The following is a 22,022-nucleotide window of genomic DNA, read 5'->3' on the forward strand; positions in this document are numbered from 1 at the left end:
GTGATTTACCGTGTTACAGAAGGAAGAAGTCATTCAGTTACTGAGCTCGGTTAAGGATCCTTTTTTACATAAAACACTGGAAGAAACGGGTGGTGTAAAAGAGGTTACCATAAAGGAAGAGAAGAAACATGTCAGTGTCAAATTGGCAATCGGGAAGACAAATACTAGCGAGCAAATGCAGCTGCAACAGCAAGTCGTCGGTATTTTGAAGAAGAATGGTGCCACTACAGTTGGACTGCGTTTTGAACAGTTGCCTGATGAGGTGATTCAGAAATTCCAGCCAGCTGCAGAAAAAGCGCAAGAGGCATCATTAATGGGTGGAAATTCCAATCCGAATTTTATCGCTATTTCCAGTGGTAAAGGGGGCGTTGGGAAATCGACTGTAACCGTTAACCTGGCGATTGCTTTACATCGTCTTGGCAAGAAGGTTGGCATTATCGATGCAGATATTTACGGATTTAGTGTCCCTGATATGATGGGAGTGGAGACACGTCCAGTCGTTCGCAATGAAAAAATCTACCCGGTTGAACGGATGGGTGTAAAAGTTATTTCCATGGGTTTCTTTGTAGAGGACAACTCCCCAATCATTTGGCGCGGACCAATGCTTGGGAAAATGTTAAATAGCTTTTTCAAGGAAGTGGAATGGGGCGATTTGGATTATTTGCTTCTTGATCTGCCACCGGGAACAGGGGATATTGCCATGGATGTGCATGAACTGTTACCGACTTGTAAGGAAGTCATTGTGACAACACCACATCCAACTGCAGCATTTGTAGCGGCTCGGGCAGGGCAAATGGCGATTAAAACAAATCACCAAATCCTGGGCGTTGTCGAAAATATGGCTTATTTTGAAAGTGAGAAAACCGGTGAAAAGGAATATGTATTCGGCCATGGTGGCGGTAAAAAGTTGGCAGAAGTATTAAAAACCAAAGTTCTTGGACAGCTGCCACTAAAACAGCCATATGAGGAAGAGGATGTATTTGCACCATCTGTATATCAGCAAGATCATCCACTTGGACAAGAATATCACCGGATGGCATCGAAAATTGTGGCTGAAGTGGAAGGGTAAAGCATTACAATTTATGTGATAAAAAAGAGGTGGCCGTTGAGTCTCACCTCTTTTTTATTTATCCAATTCCTTCTTCAGAGGCATTATCCCCTTTGTTGCCTTTATCCCCTTTTCCTTGTTTTTGCTGCCCTTGTTCCTCAGCAGCCTTTAACAGGGTTTCTGTCATTTTTGCCTGGAATGTTGGACTTTGCAATGTTTCTTTAACAGTGTCCTGCAAATGATCACGGAATTTCTGGCTTTGCATTACGTTTAGCATTTGCTCTTGCATTTGCGGATTTTTGAGGAGGCTTAGCATTTGCTTCTGATAATCGGGATCCTTCATGAGTTCCTTCATCAACTTTTGATGCTCGGTTGCCATTGATTTAGCAAAACTGTTCACAAATGTTGGATCACTAAAAAGCTTCTCCCACATCTGTTTCCCTTCATCAGAGACAAGCGCCTCATTAACCGCTTTTTTGACGGTATCATCCTGCATAACAAGCTGTTGTTTCATTTGTTCATCAGCCAATAATTCTTTAAGTGCTTTTTTTCCATCTTCCGTTTGTAATATATCTAAAACCATTTTCTTCGTTGTATCGTAGTCTGATTTCTGTACGGCAGAGCTTTGTCCGTCGCTACAGGCAGATAGGCTTAGGATGGCCAGCGCAGCAAAGGATATAAAAATTGCCCGAAGCATTTTAATCCTCCTTCCCTTACATACCCTTAATATGAGGAAAAAAGCAAGAAGTATGCACCTTGAGAAGGAAAAATACGTTGGTTCGTGATAAAATACAATTTAGTGGATGTTCAAAAGAGGATGTTCAAAGGGGAACTTCTCTCTACAAGCGTCACGTCCTGTATAAGTCAATGATTGGCGCAAATCGATGCAATGTTAAAAATACATAGCTTAAAAACGGCAGGAGGATTCAGATTGAATAGTCGTAAATGGGTAAGGCTGTTTTTTACCACACTGGCATTAGGTGGTGCAGCTGGATTAATAACCAGCTTCTTTGTAAAAACGGCTTCTTATGCAGAATGGTTAAACCCGTTTGATTTCTTTGATTTATTGGGTGTGCTCATCTTTTTTATTGGCCTTGGATTTGTATTTAGTCTTGTTAGCCAGACGGGTTTTTTTGCGTATTTGTTTATTAACCAGTTCGGCCTGGGAATATTCCGGACGTTTTGGCCAACTGTACAAGTACTGCTAATTGCGTTTGTTGTCTTTGATTTGGTTTATTTCCCTTATAATGCCTCAGATGGCAATGGGTCACTAATTACATATATTGGTATAGCAGCTGCAATACTTGTGTATGGATGGATCATTGCAAAGATCAAGGCAAAGCAAACCAATCAGCGAGCATTTATCCCGGCATTATTCCTTATGGTTGTCATGACAACAGTGGAATGGGTTCCCGGGCTTAGGACAAGCGGTATGGATTACGCATGGTTGATGATTGTTCCTTTATTAGTTTGTAACACATACCAGTTATTAATTCTGCACCACATTAATAAGCCGGATCACAAGCAGGTATCGAGTACCAAACAACCATCAAGGAATACCAGCGCAAAAGCCGGCAAAAAGGGAAGTAAAAAAGCATAATTTAATGATTAGAAACGAAGGCTATTCCAGATGGATGCCTTCGCTTTCTATTTTGACGAAGTAGACAATGGCGTTCTCAGGTTTGGGACGTTTCCTCTATCCAATGGTCTTCCTTCCATAGCGTTACTTTTCGTCTACTCGATTGGTTTCGATTTGGCATGTGCCTGATTAATGAACTCGGATATGGTTACAAAGTGGAATCCTTTATTTTTTAATCCGGGTAAAATGGTTTTTAATGCTTCATTCGTTTGTTTAACGGAGTCCGACGCATGTAATAAAATAACATCACCGTTAGAAGTCTGCTTCATAACAAAATCAGTAATAGCCTCCGTTCCAGGGTTTTTCCAGTCATTTGGATTTACATTCCAGTGGACCACTGTAAGACCAAGGTTTTCCGCCAGTTTAATGATCTCTTTGTCAAATTGACCACTTGGTGGACGTACAAGATTGATGTCATCGAGACCTAGCTTCTGGAATACTTCTTTCGCATGCAACAAATCCTTTTTCACCTGTTCAGGTTTTTGGTTGAGGTAGCTTTTATAACGGTAGCCAAGCATGCCAAGTTCATGTTTACCATCAGTGATTTCTTCAAGTATTTCCGGGTGTCTCTCCGCCCATTCGCCACTCACAAAAAAAGTAGCTTGTACATTTTCTTCCTTTAAACGTTCTAAAATAGCATGTATCTTTTTTTCACCCCAGCTAATGTCAAATGTTAAGGCGATGTTTGCCTCATCTTTATTACCTTTTGATAATGCTGCAGTTTGCTTTTCATGGGAAAAAATTGAAAATGTTCCATCGCGTTCAAACCATACAAAGGTTGCGGTGAATAAGGCAAGTAAAACGATAACCGTCCAACTTTTCCACTTCAAATGGAAGGTGTAAAAATGGCCCATAGTAGTCCTCCTAAAACTTCTTTATACCAGTTTATGAATGAAACATCATAATATGAACAAGCTAGGAAACAAGGTGATTTTTTCCGGAAATACATATTTATTAATTGCTGACTAGTGAAGAAGTGCACAGAAAACCGACAAAATCTAATATGGGTTTCGAATACATGTGGGTAATCATGTAACAAGTACATAAAAACAATAAAGTTCGGCAAAGGTCTTGGGCGCTGGAGCCGGGTTGGCCTGCTTTGGCAAGAACAGAGCTTAAATTTATACTTATCAAATAAAACTTGGCAACAGATTAAATTAAGCAGATAAAGTTTGGAGTGACGGCAATGTTAGGGTTATTAATTAATGATATTGAACAAAAGGAAATGGAATATTTACTAAAACGCGAACTGGAAGAATTACTCATGGATTTTGAAGATCATCGCATTGATCATTTGGTGAAACGGGCAATGCGTGAGCGGTATCGGATTCTCTTTCAACTGCTTCGTCGTGTTGCAAGTGAACAAGAATGTCTCAAATATATACTGAAGCGAACGGAGAATGAATAAATGGATGTTCGTTATTGATGAGCAATGGCAAAAGCTGTTGTTCATTTATTTTTAGTTTTAGGTTTTATCCTTGGTATCATATCGGCGATCTTTTACAGCCTTGTTTCTTCTGTAATAAAAAATTGTAACTTTCTTAGGGAAACTTGTTGAAATATAATAATGTATATGCTATATTAATATCTGTTGTCAGGAAAGCCCAAATACAATTCAAATGGTTCGTTAAAAATTATTTAAAAAAACTATTGACTTTATGCGGGGATCTTGATAGAATATAACTTGTCGCTAAAACGACAACGGAAAAAATTGCTCTTTGAAAACTGAACAAAACAACCAGTATGTAACAGATGTCAGAGGTTGAGGTTAGAAGTTAGATCAATTGATTTGATGGAAAACGCAGACCCTGGAATCAATTTTTGCAGCTAAGAATTTAGATGAAATTAATTGGTGTTAATTTTATCACAAACTTTTTTGGAGAGTTTGATCTTGGCTCAGGACGAACGCTGGCGGCGTGCCTAATACATGCAAGTCGAGCGCGGGAAGCAAGTAGATCCTCATCTGAGGTGACACTTGTGGAACGAGCGGCGGACGGGTGAGTAACACGTGGGCAACCTGCCTGTAAGATCGGGATAACTCGCGGAAACGTGAGCTAATACCGGATAATACTTTTTCCTGCATGGGAGGAAGTTGAAAGATGGCTTAGGCTATCACTTACAGATGGGCCCGCGGCGCATTAGTTAGTTGGTGGGGTAAAGGCTCACCAAGGCGACGATGCGTAGCCGACCTGAGAGGGTGATCGGCCACACTGGGACTGAGACACGGCCCAGACTCCTACGGGAGGCAGCAGTAGGGAATCTTCCGCAATGGACGAAAGTCTGACGGAGCAACGCCGCGTGAGTGATGAAGGTCTTCGGATCGTAAAACTCTGTTGTGAGGGAAGAACAAGTATTGTTCGAACAGGGCAGTACCTTGACGGTACCTCACCAGAAAGCCCCGGCTAACTACGTGCCAGCAGCCGCGGTAATACGTAGGGGGCAAGCGTTGTCCGGAATTATTGGGCGTAAAGCGCGCGCAGGCGGTCTTTTAAGTCTGATGTGAAATCTTGCGGCTTAACCGCAAGCGGTCATTGGAAACTGGAGGACTTGAGTGCAGAAGAGGAGAGTGGAATTCCACGTGTAGCGGTGAAATGCGTAGAGATGTGGAGGAACACCAGTGGCGAAGGCGACTCTCTGGTCTGTAACTGACGCTGAGGCGCGAAAGCGTGGGTAGCGAACAGGATTAGATACCCTGGTAGTCCACGCCGTAAACGATGAGTGCTAGGTGTTAGGGGGTTTCCGCCCCTTAGTGCTGAAGTTAACGCATTAAGCACTCCGCCTGGGGAGTACGGCCGCAAGGCTGAAACTCAAAAGAATTGACGGGGGCCCGCACAAGCGGTGGAGCATGTGGTTTAATTCGAAGCAACGCGAAGAACCTTACCAGGTCTTGACATCCTCTGATGACGGTAGAGATACCGTGTTCCCTTCGGGGACAGAGTGACAGGTGGTGCATGGTTGTCGTCAGCTCGTGTCGTGAGATGTTGGGTTAAGTCCCGCAACGAGCGCAACCCTTAATCTTAGTTGCCAGCATTAAGTTGGGCACTCTAAGGTGACTGCCGGTGACAAACCGGAGGAAGGTGGGGATGACGTCAAATCATCATGCCCCTTATGACCTGGGCTACACACGTGCTACAATGGATGGAACAAAGGGCAGCGAAGCGGCGACGCATTAGCTAATCCCATAAAACCATTCTCAGTTCGGATTGCAGGCTGCAACTCGCCTGCATGAAGCCGGAATCGCTAGTAATCGCGGATCAGCATGCCGCGGTGAATACGTTCCCGGGCCTTGTACACACCGCCCGTCACACCACGAGAGTTGGCAACACCCGAAGTCGGTGAGGTAACCTTTTGGAGCCAGCCGCCGAAGGTGGGGCCAATGATTGGGGTGAAGTCGTAACAAGGTAGCCGTATCGGAAGGTGCGGCTGGATCACCTCCTTTCTAAGGATTATATTACGGAACGGGAAGTTTATTCCTAAGACATACTCGGTTGTTTGGTTCAGTTTTGAGAGAGTAATTTCTCCATTAAATTAAATAGTAGATGGGCCTGTAGCTCAGCTGGTTAGAGCGCACGCCTGATAAGCGTGAGGTCGGTGGTTCGAGTCCACTCAGGCCCACCATCTACAGTTAATATGGGGCCTTAGCTCAGCTGGGAGAGCGCCTGCTTTGCACGCAGGAGGTCAGCGGTTCGATCCCGCTAGGCTCCATTTTGTACCTTGAAAACTAAATAAGAGCAAGACAAACAACGACATCAACTTTTAAAGTTCTTAAATATAGTTAAGTGAAAAAGAGCGCACGGTGGATGCCTTGGCACTAGGAGCCGATGAAGGACGGGACTAACACCGATATGCCTCGGGGAGTCGTAAGTAGACTGATCCGGGGATTTCCGAATGGGGGAACCCGCTGCTCGTAATGGAGCAGTACACCTATCTGAATACATAGGGTAGGTGAGGCAGACCCGGGGAACTGAAACATCTCAGTACCCGGAGGAAGAGAAAGCAAACGCGATTTCCCAAGTAGCGGCGAGCGAAACGGAAACAGCCCAAACCAACAGGCTTGCCTGTTGGGGTTGTAGGACACTCCAATGGAGTTACCAAGAAATTCTTTAGATGAATCGATCTGGAACGATCAGCCATAGCGGGTAAGAGCCCTGTAATCGAAAGAGAATTTCCTCCGGAGTGGATCCTGAGTACGGCGGAACACGTGGAATTCCGTCGGAATCCGGGAGGACCATCTCCCAAGGCTAAATACTCCCTAGTGACCGATAGTGAACCAGTACCGTGAGGGAAAGGTGAAAAGCACCCCGGAAGGGGAGTGAAAGAGAACCTGAAACCGTGTGCTTACAAGTAGTCGAAGCCCGTTAATGGGTGACGGCGTACCTTTTGTAGAATGGACCGGCGAGTTACGATCGTATGCAAGGTTAAGTGGAAGACACGGAGCCGTAGCGAAAGCGAGTCTGAACAGGGCGTTTGTAGTATACGGTCGCAGACCCGAAACCGTGTGATCTACCCATGTCCAGGGTGAAGGTCAGGTAACACTGACTGGAGGCCCGAACCCACGTATGTTGAAAAATGCGGGGATGAGGTGTGGGTAGGGGTGAAATGCCAATCGAACACGGAGATAGCTGGTTCTCTCCGAAATAGCTTTAGGGCTAGCCTCAAGAAAAGGAAGTACTGGAGGTAGAGCACTGATTGGACGAGGGGCCCTCACCGGGTTACCGAATTCAGTCAAACTCCGAATGCCAGCTACTTGATCTTGGGAGTCAGACTATGGGTGATAAGGTTCATAGTCGAAAGGGAAACAGCCCAGACCGCCAGCTAAGGTCCCAAAGTATACGTTAAGTGGAAAAGGATGTGGCGTTGCTTAGACAACCAGGATGTTGGCTTAGAAGCAGCCATCATTTAAAGAGTGCGTAATAGCTCACTGGTCGAGTGACGCTGCGCCGAAAATGTACCGGGGCTAAACGTATCACCGAAGCTGCGGATTGTTCTGAAAGAACAATGGTAGGAGAGCGTTCGAAGTGCTGTGAAGTCAGACCGTGAGGACTGGTGGAGCGCTTTGAAGTGAGAATGCCGGTATGAGTAGCGAAAAAAGAGTGAGAATCTCTTTCACCGAATGCCTAAGGTTTCCTGAGGAAGGCTCGTCCTCTCAGGGTTAGTCGGGACCTAAGCCGAGGCCGACAGGCGTAGGCGATGGACAACAGGCAGATATTCCTGTACCACCTCATGACCGTTTGAGCAATGGGGAGACGCAGAAGGATAGGGAAAGCGCACCGATGGATGTGTGCGCCCAAGCAGTAAGCGAGTTGGATAGGCAAATCCGTCCAGCAATCGCAAGCTGTGATGGGGAGTGAAAATGGTCACGAAGTTCCCGATTTCACACTGCCAAGAAAAACCTCTAGCGAGGTCACAGGTGCCCGTACCGCAAACCGACACAGGTAGGCGAGGAGAGAATCCTAAGGTGATCGGGAGAACTCTCGTTAAGGAACTCGGCAAAATGACCCCGTAACTTCGGGAGAAGGGGTGCTTCTTGCATGAGAAGCCGCAGTGAATAGGCCCAAGCGACTGTTTAGCAAAAACACAGGTCTCTGCGAAGCCGAAAGGCGAAGTATAGGGGCTGACACCTGCCCGGTGCTGGAAGGTTAAGGGGAAACGTTAGCTCACAGGAGCGAAGCGTTGAACCGAAGCCCCAGTAAACGGCGGCCGTAACTATAACGGTCCTAAGGTAGCGAAATTCCTTGTCGGGTAAGTTCCGACCCGCACGAAAGGTGCAACGACTTGGGCACTGTCTCAACGAGAGACCCGGTGAAATTATACGATGCGTGAAGATGCGCATTACCCGCGACAGGACGGAAAGACCCCGTGGAGCTTTACTGTAGCCTGATATTGCATGTTGGTACAGCTTGTACAGGATAGGTGGGAGCCATCGAAACCGGAGCGCCAGCTTCGGTGGAGGCACCCGTGGGATACCACCCTGGTTGTACGGACATTCTAACCCAGAACCGTGATCCGGTTCGGAGACAGTGTCAGGCGGGCAGTTTGACTGGGGCGGTCGCCTCCTAAAAGGTAACGGAGGCGCCCAAAGGTTCCCTCAGAATGGTTGGAAATCATTCGCAGAGTGTAAAGGCACAAGGGAGCTTGACTGCGAGACCTACAAGTCGAGCAGGGACGAAAGTCGGGCTTAGTGATCCGGTGGTTCCGCATGGAAGGGCCATCGCTCAACGGATAAAAGCTACCCCGGGGATAACAGGCTTATCTCCCCCAAGAGTTCACATCGACGGGGAGGTTTGGCACCTCGATGTCGGCTCATCGCATCCTGGGGCTGTAGTCGGTCCCAAGGGTTGGGCTGTTCGCCCATTAAAGCGGTACGCGAGCTGGGTTCAGAACGTCGTGAGACAGTTCGGTCCCTATCCGTCGTGGGCGTTGGAAGTCTGAGAGGAGCTGTCCTTAGTACGAGAGGACCGGGATGGACACACCGCTGGTGTACCAGTTGTTCCGCCAGGAGCATAGCTGGGTAGCTACGTGTGGCAAGGATAAGTGCTGAAAGCATCTAAGCATGAAGCCTCCCTCAAGATAAGACTTCCCATCACTTCGAGTGAGTAAGATCCCTCAGAGACGATGAGGTTGATAGGTCCGAGGTGGAAGCGTGGTGACACGTGGAGCTGACGGATACTAATCGATCGAGGACTTATCTATATTGTTTGATTCGTTGATACCATCTTCTCTTATTTAGTTTTCAGGATATAAAAACATTTGCATTTTTTATCAGAAATGCATATAATATATCTTGTCCTTGTTTTTAACACTTCTGTAAAGAGAAGATAAACAAGGTGATCATATCTAAAGGTCTGGTAGCCATAGCGGAGAGGTCACACCTGTTCCCATGCCGAACACAGCAGTTAAGCTCTCCAGCGCCGATGGTAGTTGGGGCTTTGCCCCTGCAAGAGTAGGACGCCGCCAGGCTTTACTTTTTGCATTTATATGCAAAACATGGTACACTACAACATATATTGAGATTGTTCCACAGTAGCTCAGTGGTAGAGCTATCGGCTGTTAACCGATCGGTCGTAGGTTCGAATCCTACCTGTGGAGCCATTTTTATGCTTCCATAGCTCAGTAGGTAGAGCACTTCCATGGTAAGGAAGGGGTCAGCAGTTCGAGTCTGCTTGGAAGCTTTCCGCTGAAACGCTTGTCCTGTAAGGGATTAAGCGTTTTTTATTTATCTATAATTATTCTAAAATGACCCGTTCGGATGACACTTTTTGAATATGGAATATTTGTTCTTATAAATGATAAAGAAAAAACACCATATAAAATGAAGTTCAAATTGTGACAAGTGGCATAATTTATATATAATCTTCATCAAGCATATCTGCAATCTTTTGGTCTGCTTCTTCCAAGTAATGACTATATATTAAATGTTGTTCCAATAATAGCATGTCCTAAACGTTTTGATGTAGAATGAATGTTGGCTCCCTTATTTATTAAATCCGTTGCTGCAGTGTGCCTTGGATCATGGAAGCGGATCTTTTTAAGTTGTGGTTTGTCATTCTTTTTAATTCCTTATTTACCCGAGTTAAAAACCTATTTCACCATCTATTAGGAACGCTAGGATAGAATGGTTTTCCTAAGTACGTAGAGAATATAAAGAAATAACTACCACGTTCCCATCATTCGGCAGCTCCATCCACTCTGTACCTTTTTAAGTTTATGCTTTTTTTAATTTTATCCATCAGCTTTTTAGGTGGTGCTACTGGACCCTTTTGTCTAAGACTTTTTTATTTATAACCTTTTGCTAAGCTCAGAGAATGAATACACTTATTGTATTGGTGGGAAAGTCTACATCATCCCATTGTAGAGCGAGCAATTCCCCTTTACGCATCCCTGTTTTAAGAGCCATTTTAACCATTAGCACCATTTGTATGTTTTTTCCTCCCTTAGTAGCGTGAACAGTAGGGGACAGTAAAATCAGGATAAGAAGCAGCTCATTCTATGCGGAGAATGAGCTGCTTCTTATATATTTTCATTTTAAGCTCCGGCTTTTTGCTTTTTATCCGGATAGAGTAAAGAAAATACAATTCCGACAATCAAACAGATAAAGAAGGTTGCGGCTTTGGCAGATACAATTACTTCGAGCGGTGAAAGGGACCAGACGACAGCACTGACTGCACCGACAATAATAGTTGCAATGACCCCGATCCCAGAGACTCGTTTCCAAAAGAAGATCAACAGAACAACGACGGAAAATGTATTGCCGATCCCTGCCCATGCAAAAGATACGAGACTGTAAATAACAGATTCTGATTTCAAGGAAATAATAATGCCGATGATACCGCTGATCAGCGCCACGAAACGGGATAAATGTACAAGTTTTCTGCTGGTAATATTCCATCTGAGAGTCTTATGGATAACGTCCTCGCTGATGGAAGTTGTAATAACCAATAACTGTGAAGATGCTGTCGACATAATAGCAGCCAGAATCCCTGCCAAGATAATCCCGGAAACCCATGGTGGTAAAATATCAAAAATCATATGCGGCAGAATCATTTCTGGATCAGCCAATGTACCTTGTGCGTATAAAGCAGAAGCAAAAATAGCTGATAGAAAGGCTCCCACATAGACAATCATTGTCCAGATTATCGCCATGTTTCGACCGGTAACCCGCTCTTTTTCTGTTGTAATCGCCATAAACCGGGAGCTTAGCTGTGGCTGTCCGCCGAGCCATCCAAAAACCCAGGAAAAGTTGGTAAAAAGCATTGCACCTAAGGCAAGTCCGTTTAAACCGCCAGTCCAGCTGTCGGCTCCTCCACCCCTTAGGGAAAGTTCTGTGGAAACACTTAACCCCTGATTCTGAATCTCCATAAAGGCAACGATAGGTACGATTATAAAGGATATCAGCATTAAAAAGCTTTGCACGGCGTCTGTCCAGACAACGGACATGAAGCCTCCTAGGCAGGAATACGCAATAATAATTGCTGCGATAATGATCGTTCCCCATGTAATGCTGAATCCGGAAATGGAATAAACGGTTTTACCCATTCCTGAGAATTGTGCAGCTAAATAACAGACAAAGAAAAATACCATGACGATAGAAGCCAACCAGCGGATAATATCTGCATGCCTTGGAAATTTAACTGCAATATAGTCTGTTAAACTATTTACCTTGTATTTTTGTTGTTCCATCATAAATCGTTTGGACAGGAATAGCCAGGAAGCGAGCACTCCGAAGAACATACCTGATAAAACCCAGATACCGGATAAACCGGCTACATAAATAAATCCAATTGCTCCAAGGAACATGTAAGCAGATTCCCCGGTAGCACGTTCCGAAAAGGCAAGTACCCAGCCGGGGACTTTGTTGCCTCCGAGAAAATAATCGTTATGCGTTAAATCTTTTTTGCCAAAATAAATTCCTATTGCAAGCATTGCGAGCAAATAGAGAACAATTTCTATGTAAATTACTGTTTGCACAAGCCCTTTCCTCCATCAAAACTTAAATAAAATAATACCAATTGGTTTTATCAGATATTAAGCCGTTTTTAAAAATTTGTCAATCATCATTTAAAACCTGAATTATTCACTGAAATTCTATAATACAGTTTAAATGCTTATCTGACAGTCGGTTTAGCCAAAACATTTATTCATCTAATAAATGAAAAAAGAACCCATTTTCTGTTACAGTTAAAGTACCAACAAAAACCAACAGAAAGGGGTTCTTATATTGGCTACTTTACCGCAAATACCGCTAGATTTCAATCGCCAAATCAAATTATCTAACGATGGTGGTGCACTTTCATCCGATACAGGTGAACTCTTATTCCGAGAGTTCGATGAAAAGATTGGCTTCTTCTCAACGCTGACAAAGCATTTAAAGCTTAAAGATGATCGACGTTACTATGTTCACTCCAATGAACAGTTACTTCGCCAAAAGATGTATCAAATCATTGCTGGATATGCCGAAGATGACGCAGCTGATCAATTAACGAATGATCCTGTCTTTACGCAGGTTGTAGGAACAGATGCTTTAGCTTCCCAGCCAAGTTTATCCCGGCTTTTCCCACGATTTGATGATGAATCGATGGAACAATTAAACCAGGCAAACCAGGAACTTTTAGACAAGGTGCATCAATATAGAAATGCCAAGTCGATTATTCTGGATTTGGATTCCACTCATGCAGATACATATGGCGATCAGGAGGATGCAACATTCAATACGCATTATGGAACCATTGGATTTCATCCTTTAGTTGCTTTTGACGGTATCACCGGCGATTTTTTGAAAGCAAAACTACGCCCAGGCAATGTCTATACTTCCAATGGCGTGGTGGATTTTATCGAGCCTGTTATCAACCATTACAATGAGCAGTTTCCTGAAACCATCCCGTTTCTGCGTGGTGACAGTGGCTTCGCCGTCCCGGGTCTATATGAACTGTGCGAGGATGAATCGGTTTATTATGTGATTCGTTTGAAATCCAATCCTAATTTGCAGCGACTTGCCGATGAGCTGCATCCTTCCACTGTTCCAACCGATGTGACAAAATCGGAAATCTATTATGAAGAAGCCGAGTATCAGGCAAAATCATGGTCCAAGCCAAGAAAAGTGATCATCCAATCCGTTCGTCCGGCCGGTGAATTGTTTTTTACGCACGCTTTCTTTGTAACGAACCTGACTGATGTCTTCTCTCCTAAAGATATTGTTCATTCCTACCAGAAAAGAGGAACGATGGAGAATTATATCAAGGAATCCAAAAATGGGTTTAACCTGGATCGCATGAGCAGCCATAAATTTGAATGCAATGAGGTTAGAATGATGCTTAGTTTGTTAGCTTATAACCTTACGAATTGGATGCGTACGCTTTGTTTTCCTGAAGAACAGAAAAACATGCGGATCCAAACGATACGAACTAGAATCATTAAAGTCGCCAGTAAATTGGTAAAGTCAGGACGATCTCTTTACTTTAAATTAGCCTCCAGCTTTGTGTATCAATCGTTTTTCTGGAAAGTATTACAGCGAATTCAAAGATTACAATTAGAGTGAGGCCATACCGCTGTTCTCTAAGCACATTTAAAAAACCATCGTAAGACCAAGGGAGTCGTATGTCCAAAAAATAGAGATTTTCAAGGATCTCTAGTTTAAGCAAACCATTTCTGGAAAGGTTCCATCTTATTTTACGAAAATAACCCAGGGCTAAGCTTCATTTATCTTTTTGGTTAGAAGTATGAATAATTCAGGTTTATATTGAAGAACTTCCTCTTTGAATCGCTGTCCATTGCATGTTTCGCAAGTGGTTCTGACTCCTTCAAGAAATGCAAGATCGGAATAAATGAATCCAGTTCCTCCGCATTCCGGACAGGCTCCTTTTGAATTAAAGCTAAAGAGTGATTTACTTACTTTGTTGGCTTTTGCAAAATAAGTCCGAATGGAATCCATCATCCCCGTATAAGTTGCCGGATTAGATCGGATCGATGTACCAATAGGCTTTTGATCAATGACGATGGTATCTGGGTGTTGTGTCACAAGCTCACCAAAAATTAGTGTGCTTTTCCCTGAACCGGCTACTCCGGTAATTGCCGTTAGCACACCCGAAGGAATATCAACGGTCACGTTCTTTAAATTGTGTTTTGTACCATTGATGATAGAAAGATGTCCGTCAGGTTTCCGTATTTGCTTTTTTATGGTTGGTTCCGTCCGCATGTATTTTCCAGTAAGTGTATCTGAATCATATAGACCGTGAACATTTCCTTGATAGACAATTTCTCCCCCATTTGTGCCTGCACTAGGACCGACATCCACAATATGATCGGCTATTTTAATGACATTCTGGTCATGTTCAACTACTAAGATGGTGTTTCCTTTATCACGCAATTTTATCAGCATTTGATTGAGTCGATACACATCCCGAGGGTGTAACCCTATACTCGGTTCATCGAAGATATAGATCATATCCGTCAGACTGCTGTTAAGATGTCGTATCATCTTCACTCGTTGTGATTCTCCACCGGACAATGTTGATGTTTCACGATTTAGCGAAAGATAGTAAAGCCCCATGCCAATGAGGTGTTGTAATCGAATCGTCATGCCATCAATGATTGGTATTGCAATTCGATTTTCAATCCCTTTTAGAAAAGATAAAAGTTCACCTAGTTCTAATGCCGAAATCTCCGCAATGTTATGTCCGTCAATCTTGCAATTCAAAACAGTTGGATTCAATCTAGCTCCTTCACAGGAAGGGCAGGGCTTTAACGATGTGAACTGTTGAATCTGCGCACGGGTTTTTTCTGAATGCTGGCTGGCTTCCTTCTGAATATAAAGTCGTTTAAATTTCACCAGAACGCCTTCATAATCGGAATGAACAGATCCACCACTTTCCAAAGGGATTTCCATACGTCCACCTTTACCGTAGAGCAATGTATGCCATTCATCTGCCGTATAGTCATCGAGTTTTTTGTCATTATCAAATAAACCGGAATACACATATCTCTTCCAATAGGCACTACCAACAGAAAAAGTCGGATACAAAATAGCCCCTTCATTAAGAGATTTTGTCTTATCAAATAATTTCTCTAAATCCGGCTCAATCTTACGTCCAATGCCCTCACACTCTGGACACATGCCTTTTGGATTATTAAAAGAAAAAATATCAGACTCACCGGTATAAGGCTCTCCGATACGGGAAAATAACAACCGCAATAAAGAGTCGATATCGGTAGCCGTGCCAAGTGTTGATCGCGCATTACCTCCTAAACGTTTTTGGTCAATCACAATGGCAGGAGAAAGGTTTTCAATTGATAGAGCATCAGGCTGACTGTATTTGGGTAAGCGATTTTGAATAAACGTCGTAAACGTTTGATTTAACTGTCGCTGTGCTTCCCGGCTAATCGTATCAAAGACAATGGATGACTTTCCCGATCCAGATACACCCGTAAAAATTGTGATTCTTTTCTTCGGAATTTTAAGGGAAATGTTTTTTAAATTATTTTCATTTACTTCACGTAAAATAATATGATCGTGCTCGTGCATTATCTGCTTAACCTCCTGAGAGATATCAGTTATAAGTCTTGGAAATGTTCAAATTGCACAGAGATCCAGTAGCAAATAGTTAGTTGGAATATATAAAAGTAATCTTGATAACCTATTTCAATGTTTTAAGTAGTTCAGAATATCTGTGATATGGATCGTCAAGTAGCGAAATACAATCCTTTCCCTTTAATCTTGGAGGATTTGACAAAAAGAAGATAAATGGGGTTATTCCCTTATTATCTTCTTTTGTCATTACTTCATTAAATTTTTTTGGAAATGGGAATTTTTAATTTGGAACAACCGGAGTCGGTAAATATCCAGTTTTTTGAAAGTATCTTAATGTCTTCTTAATTAATTCTGCATCTATAATTGGTAATTAATTCCTACTGACTTTTTATAAACAAAAAGAAATATTTGCTATTTTAATATTATCAAATTATAATTAACTAGGTCAACTATTTCTCTAGTACTTAAATTCAGTTGTAAATAATTTATAGTTTCATTGAAAGTCACTAGTAACATGAACAAAAATAAAAATTCATCTAAGAAGCAAGAGAAAATAAATAAAAAAGGCTCTAGATTATTTTCCAAGGGAGGATAAATTTTGGATAATTTCTATAAATTCAAACAGGAATTTGTTCCATTTCAATGCAGAATTGTTTCTCATCATAATAAATTTAATGTCGATGGTATTACTTCATCTCAATACAATATTATCGACTTATTAGAAAGGAGAGGCCCCAAAACTACACGATCACTATCAGAGGAGTTAGGAATTTCATTATCAGCAGTGTCAAAATTAGTAAAAAAGCTTATAGATAAATCCTTAATAATACAGGAACGCGACCAGAATGACAGACGTTCTTATCACCATACTATTACCGAAAAAGGGCATGCTTTTTTGAGGAAAGCAGAGAAATCCCGAAACGAAGTAATGGAATTAATTCACAAAACGTTAACAAAAGACGAATTGGTGGCATTTACCAATATTTGTAAAAAGTTAAATCAAATATCTACTTCCACTAACGATGAAGAAGAAATGAAATAATAAGAAACTTAAAATGAAAAACATGAATGATTTATAGGCTGTACACTTAGGAAATAAATTACCAAACCGTCAATTTAATTTATTATTAAATGATCTACCTGAAGATCATCAAAAACATATAAGGAAGTTTCATTTTTGGACGGATCGTCAACGGTCTTTGCTGTCTATTAAATTAATAATGTTCACCTTTTCGGGGGGATGGGCAGAAACACCCATAATTGAAGAGAGATTCTTTTGGGTGGGACCTATAATTTTCCCAATTTGGATGATGGTTTTAGCGGTAAGAAGAGTTTGAAAATTAAAAGATGAAAAGTGAAAAGATCAAATTAATTATTCTATAAACTAAAATTACAGTGTAACAATCGGGAGCTTTAACAGGTAAATATATGACCATAACAGGTTATATTATAGACTAATATGATGAAAGTTGTGTTGTTGTATGGCATTGTTTTTTACATATGTTCTTGCAGGGCTTGCCGTTGCAATGCCGGTTGGAGCAATTACAGTAGAGATGATAAGGCAGGGTCTTAAAAATGGATTTATGCACGGTTGGGCAGCTGGGTTGGGTGGGATGACCATTGATTTTGCTTTAATATTAGCCCTTTACTTAGGGTTGGCATCTTTTTTGCAGTTTCCTTTTATTCAAATACCGATGTGGTTAATTGGTGCGGTCTTTTTATTTTTAATTGCTTATGACTCGATTAAAAATGCAGAAAGTGATATTACTTTGTCAGGTGAGAAGCCGACTAAATCTTTTGGTTCTTCTTTTCGTAATGGCTTTCTTGTTGCGATATCACCTGGAAATGTTGTTTTTTGGGTAAGTGTATTTGGGGCAGTTCTGTCTGATTCATATACTTCTACTGGTTCAACCAACTTTTTAATCATAGCAGCAGGTGTCTTAACAGGAATATTACTGCACGATATAGGATTATTAACAATTGTGGCTACTACGAGAAAAGTAATGAACCGTTCAATGATTAAAGGGTTTTCTATCATTGCAGGGGTAGTATTAATGGGCTTTTCGGGATACTTTGTTTATCGATTCATTATCGCAATATTAGATGTAATCTAAATTAAGGTATTCCGTAGATGGCCGTTGGTACAGCTCCACGGGAATTTCACCCCTGCAAGTATTTCTTCCAGCCCTACTCATCGTTTGTGACGCTTTGAACGCTCGAACCATGACGGTAGGGGAGTATCATTATCCTAACTGATGAGTTATCGCTAGCAATCCACCACGATTGCATTAGACTCACAGATTATCGCTCGTTTCCAAAAAAAGCCATGGCGTCTGAATCAAGTGGTTCGTCATATCAGTAGAACGTATCTGATTTTTTAGTTTATACTGCACAGCCTTATCTTCCGTGCTTCCTCAAAGAACAAATATATGATGAATGAAAGGGAAAACCTAATCATTATTTATTCAAATCCTGAAATCTAAAACAGATTGCATAAGCTTTGAACGTAAGCGTTCGCGAGTATCTTCATCGATGCCCCAATAAGTGATTCCTTGTTCATCACGGAGCTTACGCATGGATAGGCTTGTCATATAGCTTCCATAATGCAAAACGACTACTTTCATTGCTTCTGGCTCACCCTTATTTGCAGCTAAAATAATTGGGTACGGCAATAAACCACGTTCGTTGTTTTCAACATTAGTATTAATCACTACATTCATCTGCATGTTCCTCCAAAAATCGTTTTAACCTTTTGAAAGAGCTTGTCCGCCTATACTGAACGGTACTACGTGGAATATTGAGTAGTTCAGCTATTTCTACATCTGATTTGTCAAAAAAGTAGTATAATAGGACGGTCTTACGCTTTTCTTTTGGCAAAGTACGCAATGCTTCAGCAAGTAATTTCGGAGTTACTTTCTTTCCAGCCACTTGAAAACTTTGTCCTTCTTCACCTTCGTATTGCTTATCTAAGGTATAGAGCTCATTTTCTTCTTGTGGGGTGAGATCAGAAAATGTCATCTCCTTTGCTTGTCGTTGTTTTCTTTCATTAAAAATATTGATTGCTTCATTCTTCAAAACACGTTTACAAAAAGCATTAAATGTACAGCGAACTTGCCACTCGGTACGATCCGGTTCTATCATGCATTTCCTCTCCCTTCGCAACTGCAAAGGTGGGCGATGATTTCCCCACAAAAAGCCCAACTGAACATAAATCAGCAGGGCATAAGAGTTTGTATATCGTATTATGTAGTTTGTGTAGGTAGATTCATGGCCGTAATAATCCCATAGAACTTCAAGAACTTTTTTAATATGTAGAATGGTATCAAATCAGGAAAAAAGTAAATAAACACGGCGATAACCTCCTTCATACCGCCGTGTCCTAAAAAAGGGCGCACTTAATACACCCTCTCCGAAATCCTATTTTTAAAAAGGGAAAACGGCGGCTTTGAATTTTCTTAATTTCAAAACCGCCGTTTGATATATTAGCTGTCTGTATTGTTTTTGCACTCTAAACAAACAACGGTTTTAGGTTGTATTAGTGAGTGAAGAAATATGCAGTATGCTCAAAAAATCAGATCCCATTTTTAAGATTTTAAAATTTTTCTGTTTAGACCTCAGTCAAAAACCTAATGTGCTTATAAATTTTATAGGATAATCCGATTACCCTAAAATATTTCTAATGGTTTTTTCATCAACACCGACAGTTTCAGCTATCTTTACGCAAAGATTTTGTCAAGAGATTGTTCCTCAACCAGCTTTTTAAAGTTTTTCAGTCATTTTTCGATTTCTATCGACTGAAATAACTCATTCGGAGCCGCTAAATGTAATTAAAAAGTATCCCGCTTAGTAAAATTCCGTAAACCATATATTAGTAAAACTACGAAGGTTCCAATAACTAGTGTATAAAATAACAAGTAAGACTGAATAGGTGATTCATCTTCAGGTGACATAGCTAGCATAGGTTGCGTCCAAGGATAAATCTGTCCTAAAGGTGTGCTGGCAACTATAATAGCTGGGAGAGTAAAAACAATACTAACAGCTAATGGTATACCAAAGGTTTTAGCCCTTATGGATATCGTTAGTTGTAGAAGAATCAATGGTAAACAAGCAAAAATCCCTCTAATCACGAATCCGAATATTGAAAATATCGGAAGACTGCCTTCTATTCCTTGTACATAACCAAATCCTATAAAAAAGATTAATAGGATAACCATTGAAATAACTACCATTTTTACTACCGTTAAAAATTTCCCTAAGAAGATCTCCGAATATTTGATTGGTAAGGCTAATAATTGTTTCCATCCTCCGCCGACATGTTCACTTCTGCAAACAAGAGCCGTGAATACCCCCACTAGGATTGGCAATACAAAAGGACCCATAAATAATGCTACTTGTGTCCACGCCTCTATCCATTCATTATCCCCAGGCTGCATAAAAAGGTCATAGTTTTTAAAGAAATTGATATAAGCCAGGCACACACCTAATAACGGACCTAGCAAATAAAGTAACCACAACTTGGAGCGTTTTAACTTTAATCGTTCAACATATAATATATTTTTCAACATAATCCCCCCTTACTGCACATTCTGTTTAGCAAAATGTATAGTTCCGATAAACATTAGGATGATACCTAATAACAAATTGATGACGAGGAAGGCAGAAAAATCTTGATTATACCCTAATCCTTCATATTGCAATATAATCGTTGAGACTTGACTTGGATAGGCTAAGGGTAACCATCTTGTCGTTTGAGCAGCTGCTAAAAATAAACCCATAATAGCAGAAATTGCTCCAATAAGAATTGAGAAAGCCTGATTTTTAATGGTCATGGATAACCAAAATTGAAACGCCATAATTGGTAATACGGTAATCAACATGCCGTAACTGTCGCCTATCAATAAGCCCCATGGAATATCCCCTTCAAATCCGAGTACCTTCCCTAGAAAAACCATTCCAATCAGAAAAATAGTAACAGAAAGGAATAGACTAATCGTTAACCAAATAAATTTACTTAAATAGATTTTTCCTCTTGAAATAGGCATTGAAAGGGTTTGTTTCCATCCATTTGCCTGATGTTCAATATTTGCTATCACAGATGCAGTAAGTGTAACGGCTAATGGGAAACCTAGTCCAAATAACAAGCTATTGTCATACAATAAATACATCCACATGGAATCAGCACCGAACATCTCCGCTTGTTTTTCCACAAACTCAGCACGATAGGTGAAATTCACCAACTCATATGCCAAGATAAGTAATGGAACCAATAATACAATAATTAATAACGATGAACGTTTTAATTTTAATTGTTCTGCCCACAATATCTTTCTCATAAGCTACCCTCTGTACCCGTTAATTCTAAGAAGATATCTTCAAGTGTTCTTTTCACTTCTTCCAGTCGGTAGACAGATACACCCGAATGAACCAAAGTAGCGTTAATATCTGAAACAAACGCGGGTTCCGTTTGGGCTAACCACAAGAAATCGTTTTGTAAATCAGCCTTTACCCCTTGCTCTTTTAATATTGCATTTGCTTTCATGACATCACTAACGCCGACTTTTAATAGTGGTTTCTGTTTTTGTCTTAAGCGTTCAATCGAATCTTGGAAAATCATTTTTCCATTATTAATGATCCCTACCTGTGTAGCCATTTGATCTATTTCACTTAACAAGTGGCTGGATACAAGAACACTCATTCCTGCTTCAGGCAATTTTTTAATCAACTCCCTAATCTCTTGGATACCAGATGGATCTAAACCATTAGTTGGCTCATCAAGTATTAATAAATCTGGATTACTAAGCATTGCAGCCGCAATCCCCAGACGTTGCTTCATTCCAAGAGAATATTCTTTTGTTAGCCGGTTCGCAACTTTGCTTAATCTAACTATTTCCAATACTTCATTCACACGTTTTTCTGGAAGATCCCGTAACCTTCGAACCGCCTCTAAATTTTCACGGCCAGTTAAATTTCCATAGTATGTTGGGGACTCCACCAACGATCCAATCTGTTGTAAAATTGGCAGACGATTTTTTTTCAGGCTTTGCCCAAAAATTTCAATATGACCTTTTGTGGGTTTTATCAAACCTAGTAACATGCGAATCGTCGTCGTTTTTCCGGCCCCATTTGGCCCAAGGAATCCATAAATTTGTCCACGTTCAATCCGTAAATTTAGTCCATCTACAGATATGTGTTTTTTGTACTTTTTTGTTAGATCATTTGTCATTAATATTTGATCATTCATCTGTTTCTCACCTCATTTCTATCGTAAACGGAATAAATTAAACATGAATGAAACTTTCCCTAAACATTTG

Annotated in this window: 16 protein-coding genes, 4 tRNA genes, 3 rRNA genes and 1 pseudogene; 13 read left to right on the top strand and 11 right to left on the bottom strand. The window is 41.3% G+C overall.

Annotated features, from left to right (window positions below; all coding sequences use genetic code 11):
• The first annotated feature begins 10 nt into the window (after window positions 1–10).
• Entirely contained in the window at window positions 11–1,069 is a 1,059-nt protein-coding gene (gene salA, locus O2S85_RS00860) for an iron-sulfur carrier protein/transcriptional regulator SalA (RefSeq protein ID WP_269410917.1), read from the top strand.
• Between the two features lie 58 nt (window positions 1,070–1,127).
• Here salA and gerD read toward each other — a convergent pair whose 3' ends face one another.
• The gene (gerD, locus tag O2S85_RS00865; protein WP_269410918.1) at window positions 1,128–1,745 is read right to left on the bottom strand and encodes a spore germination lipoprotein GerD; all 618 of its coding nucleotides are present in this window, start codon (window positions 1,743–1,745) and stop codon (window positions 1,128–1,130) included.
• A 234-nt stretch (window positions 1,746–1,979) separates the two neighbouring features.
• Here gerD and O2S85_RS00870 point away from each other — a divergent pair, with 234 nt between their 5' ends.
• On the top strand, window positions 1,980–2,648 hold the full coding sequence (locus tag O2S85_RS00870; RefSeq protein WP_269410919.1) for a KinB-signaling pathway activation protein: 669 nt from the start codon (window positions 1,980–1,982) through the stop codon (window positions 2,646–2,648).
• Between the two features lie 134 nt (window positions 2,649–2,782).
• Here O2S85_RS00870 and pdaB read toward each other — a convergent pair whose 3' ends face one another.
• Window positions 2,783–3,541 (bottom strand): polysaccharide deacetylase family sporulation protein PdaB, encoded by a 759-nt coding sequence (gene pdaB, locus O2S85_RS00875; RefSeq protein WP_269410920.1) that lies wholly within the window; start codon window positions 3,539–3,541, stop codon window positions 2,783–2,785.
• 332 nt (window positions 3,542–3,873) lie between these two features.
• Between pdaB and O2S85_RS00880 the strand changes: the two genes are divergently transcribed.
• The 8 genes from O2S85_RS00880 (at window position 3,874) to O2S85_RS00915 (ending at window position 9,859) form a co-directional block, all read left to right on the top strand.
• Window positions 3,874–4,095, top strand: a complete 222-nt coding sequence (locus tag O2S85_RS00880) for a hypothetical protein (protein ID WP_269410921.1) — start codon at window positions 3,874–3,876, stop codon at window positions 4,093–4,095.
• Window positions 4,096–4,560: 465 nt separating this feature from the next.
• A 16S ribosomal RNA gene (locus tag O2S85_RS00885) occupies window positions 4,561–6,126 on the top strand.
• A 102-nt stretch (window positions 6,127–6,228) separates the two neighbouring features.
• Window positions 6,229–6,305 (top strand) — tRNA-Ile (locus tag O2S85_RS00890).
• A gap of 14 nt (window positions 6,306–6,319) precedes the next feature.
• Window positions 6,320–6,392: transfer RNA gene (locus O2S85_RS00895), tRNA-Ala, on the top strand.
• Window positions 6,393–6,460: 68 nt separating this feature from the next.
• Window positions 6,461–9,380 (top strand): 23S ribosomal RNA (locus tag O2S85_RS00900).
• A gap of 151 nt (window positions 9,381–9,531) precedes the next feature.
• Window positions 9,532–9,647, top strand: a 5S ribosomal RNA gene (rrf, locus tag O2S85_RS00905).
• The 16S, 23S and 5S rRNA genes sit together here with 4 tRNA genes alongside, the layout of an rRNA operon.
• Window positions 9,648–9,704: 57 nt before the next feature.
• Window positions 9,705–9,779, top strand: a tRNA-Asn gene (locus tag O2S85_RS00910).
• A 7-nt stretch (window positions 9,780–9,786) separates the two neighbouring features.
• A tRNA-Thr gene (locus tag O2S85_RS00915) sits at window positions 9,787–9,859 on the top strand.
• A gap of 232 nt (window positions 9,860–10,091) precedes the next feature.
• On the opposite strand, the gene O2S85_RS18670 is transcribed toward O2S85_RS00915, so the two are convergent.
• The 3 genes from O2S85_RS18670 to O2S85_RS00925 form a co-directional block, all read right to left on the bottom strand.
• Window positions 10,092–10,244: a tyrosine-type recombinase/integrase gene (locus tag O2S85_RS18670; protein ID WP_367749148.1), complete on the bottom strand. Its 153-nt coding sequence runs from the start codon at window positions 10,242–10,244 to the stop codon at window positions 10,092–10,094.
• A 241-nt stretch (window positions 10,245–10,485) separates the two neighbouring features.
• On the bottom strand, window positions 10,486–10,602 hold the full coding sequence (locus O2S85_RS00920; protein ID WP_367749143.1) for a tyrosine-type recombinase/integrase: 117 nt from the start codon (window positions 10,600–10,602) through the stop codon (window positions 10,486–10,488).
• Window positions 10,603–10,712: 110 nt separating this feature from the next.
• Window positions 10,713–12,155, bottom strand: coding sequence for a sodium/proline symporter (locus O2S85_RS00925; RefSeq protein WP_269410922.1), 1,443 nt, complete (start codon window positions 12,153–12,155; stop codon window positions 10,713–10,715).
• Window positions 12,156–12,405: 250 nt separating this feature from the next.
• Between O2S85_RS00925 and O2S85_RS00930 the strand changes: the two genes are divergently transcribed.
• Window positions 12,406–13,722: an IS1380 family transposase gene (locus tag O2S85_RS00930; protein ID WP_269410923.1), complete on the top strand. Its 1,317-nt coding sequence runs from the start codon at window positions 12,406–12,408 to the stop codon at window positions 13,720–13,722.
• Between the two features lie 195 nt (window positions 13,723–13,917).
• On the opposite strand, the pseudogene O2S85_RS00935 reads toward O2S85_RS00930, so the two are convergent.
• Window positions 13,918–15,705: pseudogene (locus O2S85_RS00935) on the bottom strand (excinuclease ABC subunit UvrA); the annotation flags it as partial.
• Window positions 15,706–16,309: 604 nt separating this feature from the next.
• Between O2S85_RS00935 and O2S85_RS00940 the strand changes: the two are divergent.
• Entirely contained in the window at window positions 16,310–16,753 is a 444-nt protein-coding gene (locus O2S85_RS00940; RefSeq protein WP_269410924.1) for a MarR family winged helix-turn-helix transcriptional regulator, read from the top strand.
• Between the two features lie 439 nt (window positions 16,754–17,192).
• A complete protein-coding gene (locus O2S85_RS00945; RefSeq protein WP_269410925.1) occupies window positions 17,193–17,825 on the top strand; it encodes a LysE family transporter in 633 nt (210 codons plus the stop codon).
• Window positions 17,826–18,176: 351 nt separating this feature from the next.
• Here the strand turns inward: O2S85_RS00945 and O2S85_RS00950 are convergent, their stop codons facing one another.
• The 5 genes from O2S85_RS00950 to O2S85_RS00970 form a co-directional block, all read right to left on the bottom strand.
• The gene (locus tag O2S85_RS00950) at window positions 18,177–18,431 is read right to left on the bottom strand and encodes a helix-turn-helix domain-containing protein (protein WP_269410926.1); all 255 of its coding nucleotides are present in this window, start codon (window positions 18,429–18,431) and stop codon (window positions 18,177–18,179) included.
• Complete coding sequence (locus tag O2S85_RS00955) at window positions 18,415–18,852, bottom strand: RNA polymerase sigma factor (protein WP_269410927.1); 438 nt, start codon at window positions 18,850–18,852, stop codon at window positions 18,415–18,417. Before O2S85_RS00955 ends, O2S85_RS00950 begins: the two co-directional genes overlap by 17 nt.
• Window positions 18,853–19,538: 686 nt before the next feature.
• On the bottom strand, window positions 19,539–20,276 hold the full coding sequence (locus O2S85_RS00960) for an ABC transporter permease (protein ID WP_269410928.1): 738 nt from the start codon (window positions 20,274–20,276) through the stop codon (window positions 19,539–19,541).
• 9 nt (window positions 20,277–20,285) lie between these two features.
• Entirely contained in the window at window positions 20,286–21,044 is a 759-nt protein-coding gene (locus O2S85_RS00965; protein WP_269410929.1) for an ABC transporter permease, read from the bottom strand.
• Window positions 21,041–21,952: an ABC transporter ATP-binding protein gene (locus tag O2S85_RS00970; RefSeq protein WP_269410930.1), complete on the bottom strand. Its 912-nt coding sequence runs from the start codon at window positions 21,950–21,952 to the stop codon at window positions 21,041–21,043. Before O2S85_RS00970 ends, O2S85_RS00965 begins: the two co-directional genes overlap by 4 nt.
• Window positions 21,953–22,022: the final 70 nt, after the last annotated feature.

Origin of the sequence: Lentibacillus daqui (genome assembly GCF_027186265.1) — a bacterium.
GTDB lineage: Bacteria > Bacillota > Bacilli > Bacillales > Amphibacillaceae > Lentibacillus_C > Lentibacillus_C daqui.

What these genes read in the sequence shown, in the direction of transcription:
- gerD (WP_269410918.1), bottom strand. Translation starts at nt 1,745, where the DNA reads ATGCTTCGGGCAATTTTTATATCCTTTGCTGCGCTGGCCATCCTAAGC.
- pdaB (WP_269410920.1), bottom strand. Translation starts at nt 3,541, where the DNA reads ATGGGCCATTTTTACACCTTCCATTTGAAGTGGAAAAGTTGGACGGTT.
- O2S85_RS00880 (WP_269410921.1), top strand. Translation starts at nt 3,874, where the DNA reads ATGTTAGGGTTATTAATTAATGATATTGAACAAAAGGAAATGGAATAT.
- O2S85_RS00920 (WP_367749143.1), bottom strand. Translation starts at nt 10,602, where the DNA reads ATGGTGCTAATGGTTAAAATGGCTCTTAAAACAGGGATGCGTAAAGGG.
- O2S85_RS00945 (WP_269410925.1), top strand. Translation starts at nt 17,193, where the DNA reads ATGGCATTGTTTTTTACATATGTTCTTGCAGGGCTTGCCGTTGCAATG.
- O2S85_RS00950 (WP_269410926.1), bottom strand. Translation starts at nt 18,431, where the DNA reads ATGAATGTAGTGATTAATACTAATGTTGAAAACAACGAACGTGGTTTA.
- O2S85_RS00955 (WP_269410927.1), bottom strand. Translation starts at nt 18,852, where the DNA reads ATGATAGAACCGGATCGTACCGAGTGGCAAGTTCGCTGTACATTTAAT.
- O2S85_RS00960 (WP_269410928.1), bottom strand. Translation starts at nt 20,276, where the DNA reads ATGTTGAAAAATATATTATATGTTGAACGATTAAAGTTAAAACGCTCC.
- O2S85_RS00965 (WP_269410929.1), bottom strand. Translation starts at nt 21,044, where the DNA reads ATGAGAAAGATATTGTGGGCAGAACAATTAAAATTAAAACGTTCATCG.
- O2S85_RS00970 (WP_269410930.1), bottom strand. Translation starts at nt 21,952, where the DNA reads ATGAATGATCAAATATTAATGACAAATGATCTAACAAAAAAGTACAAA.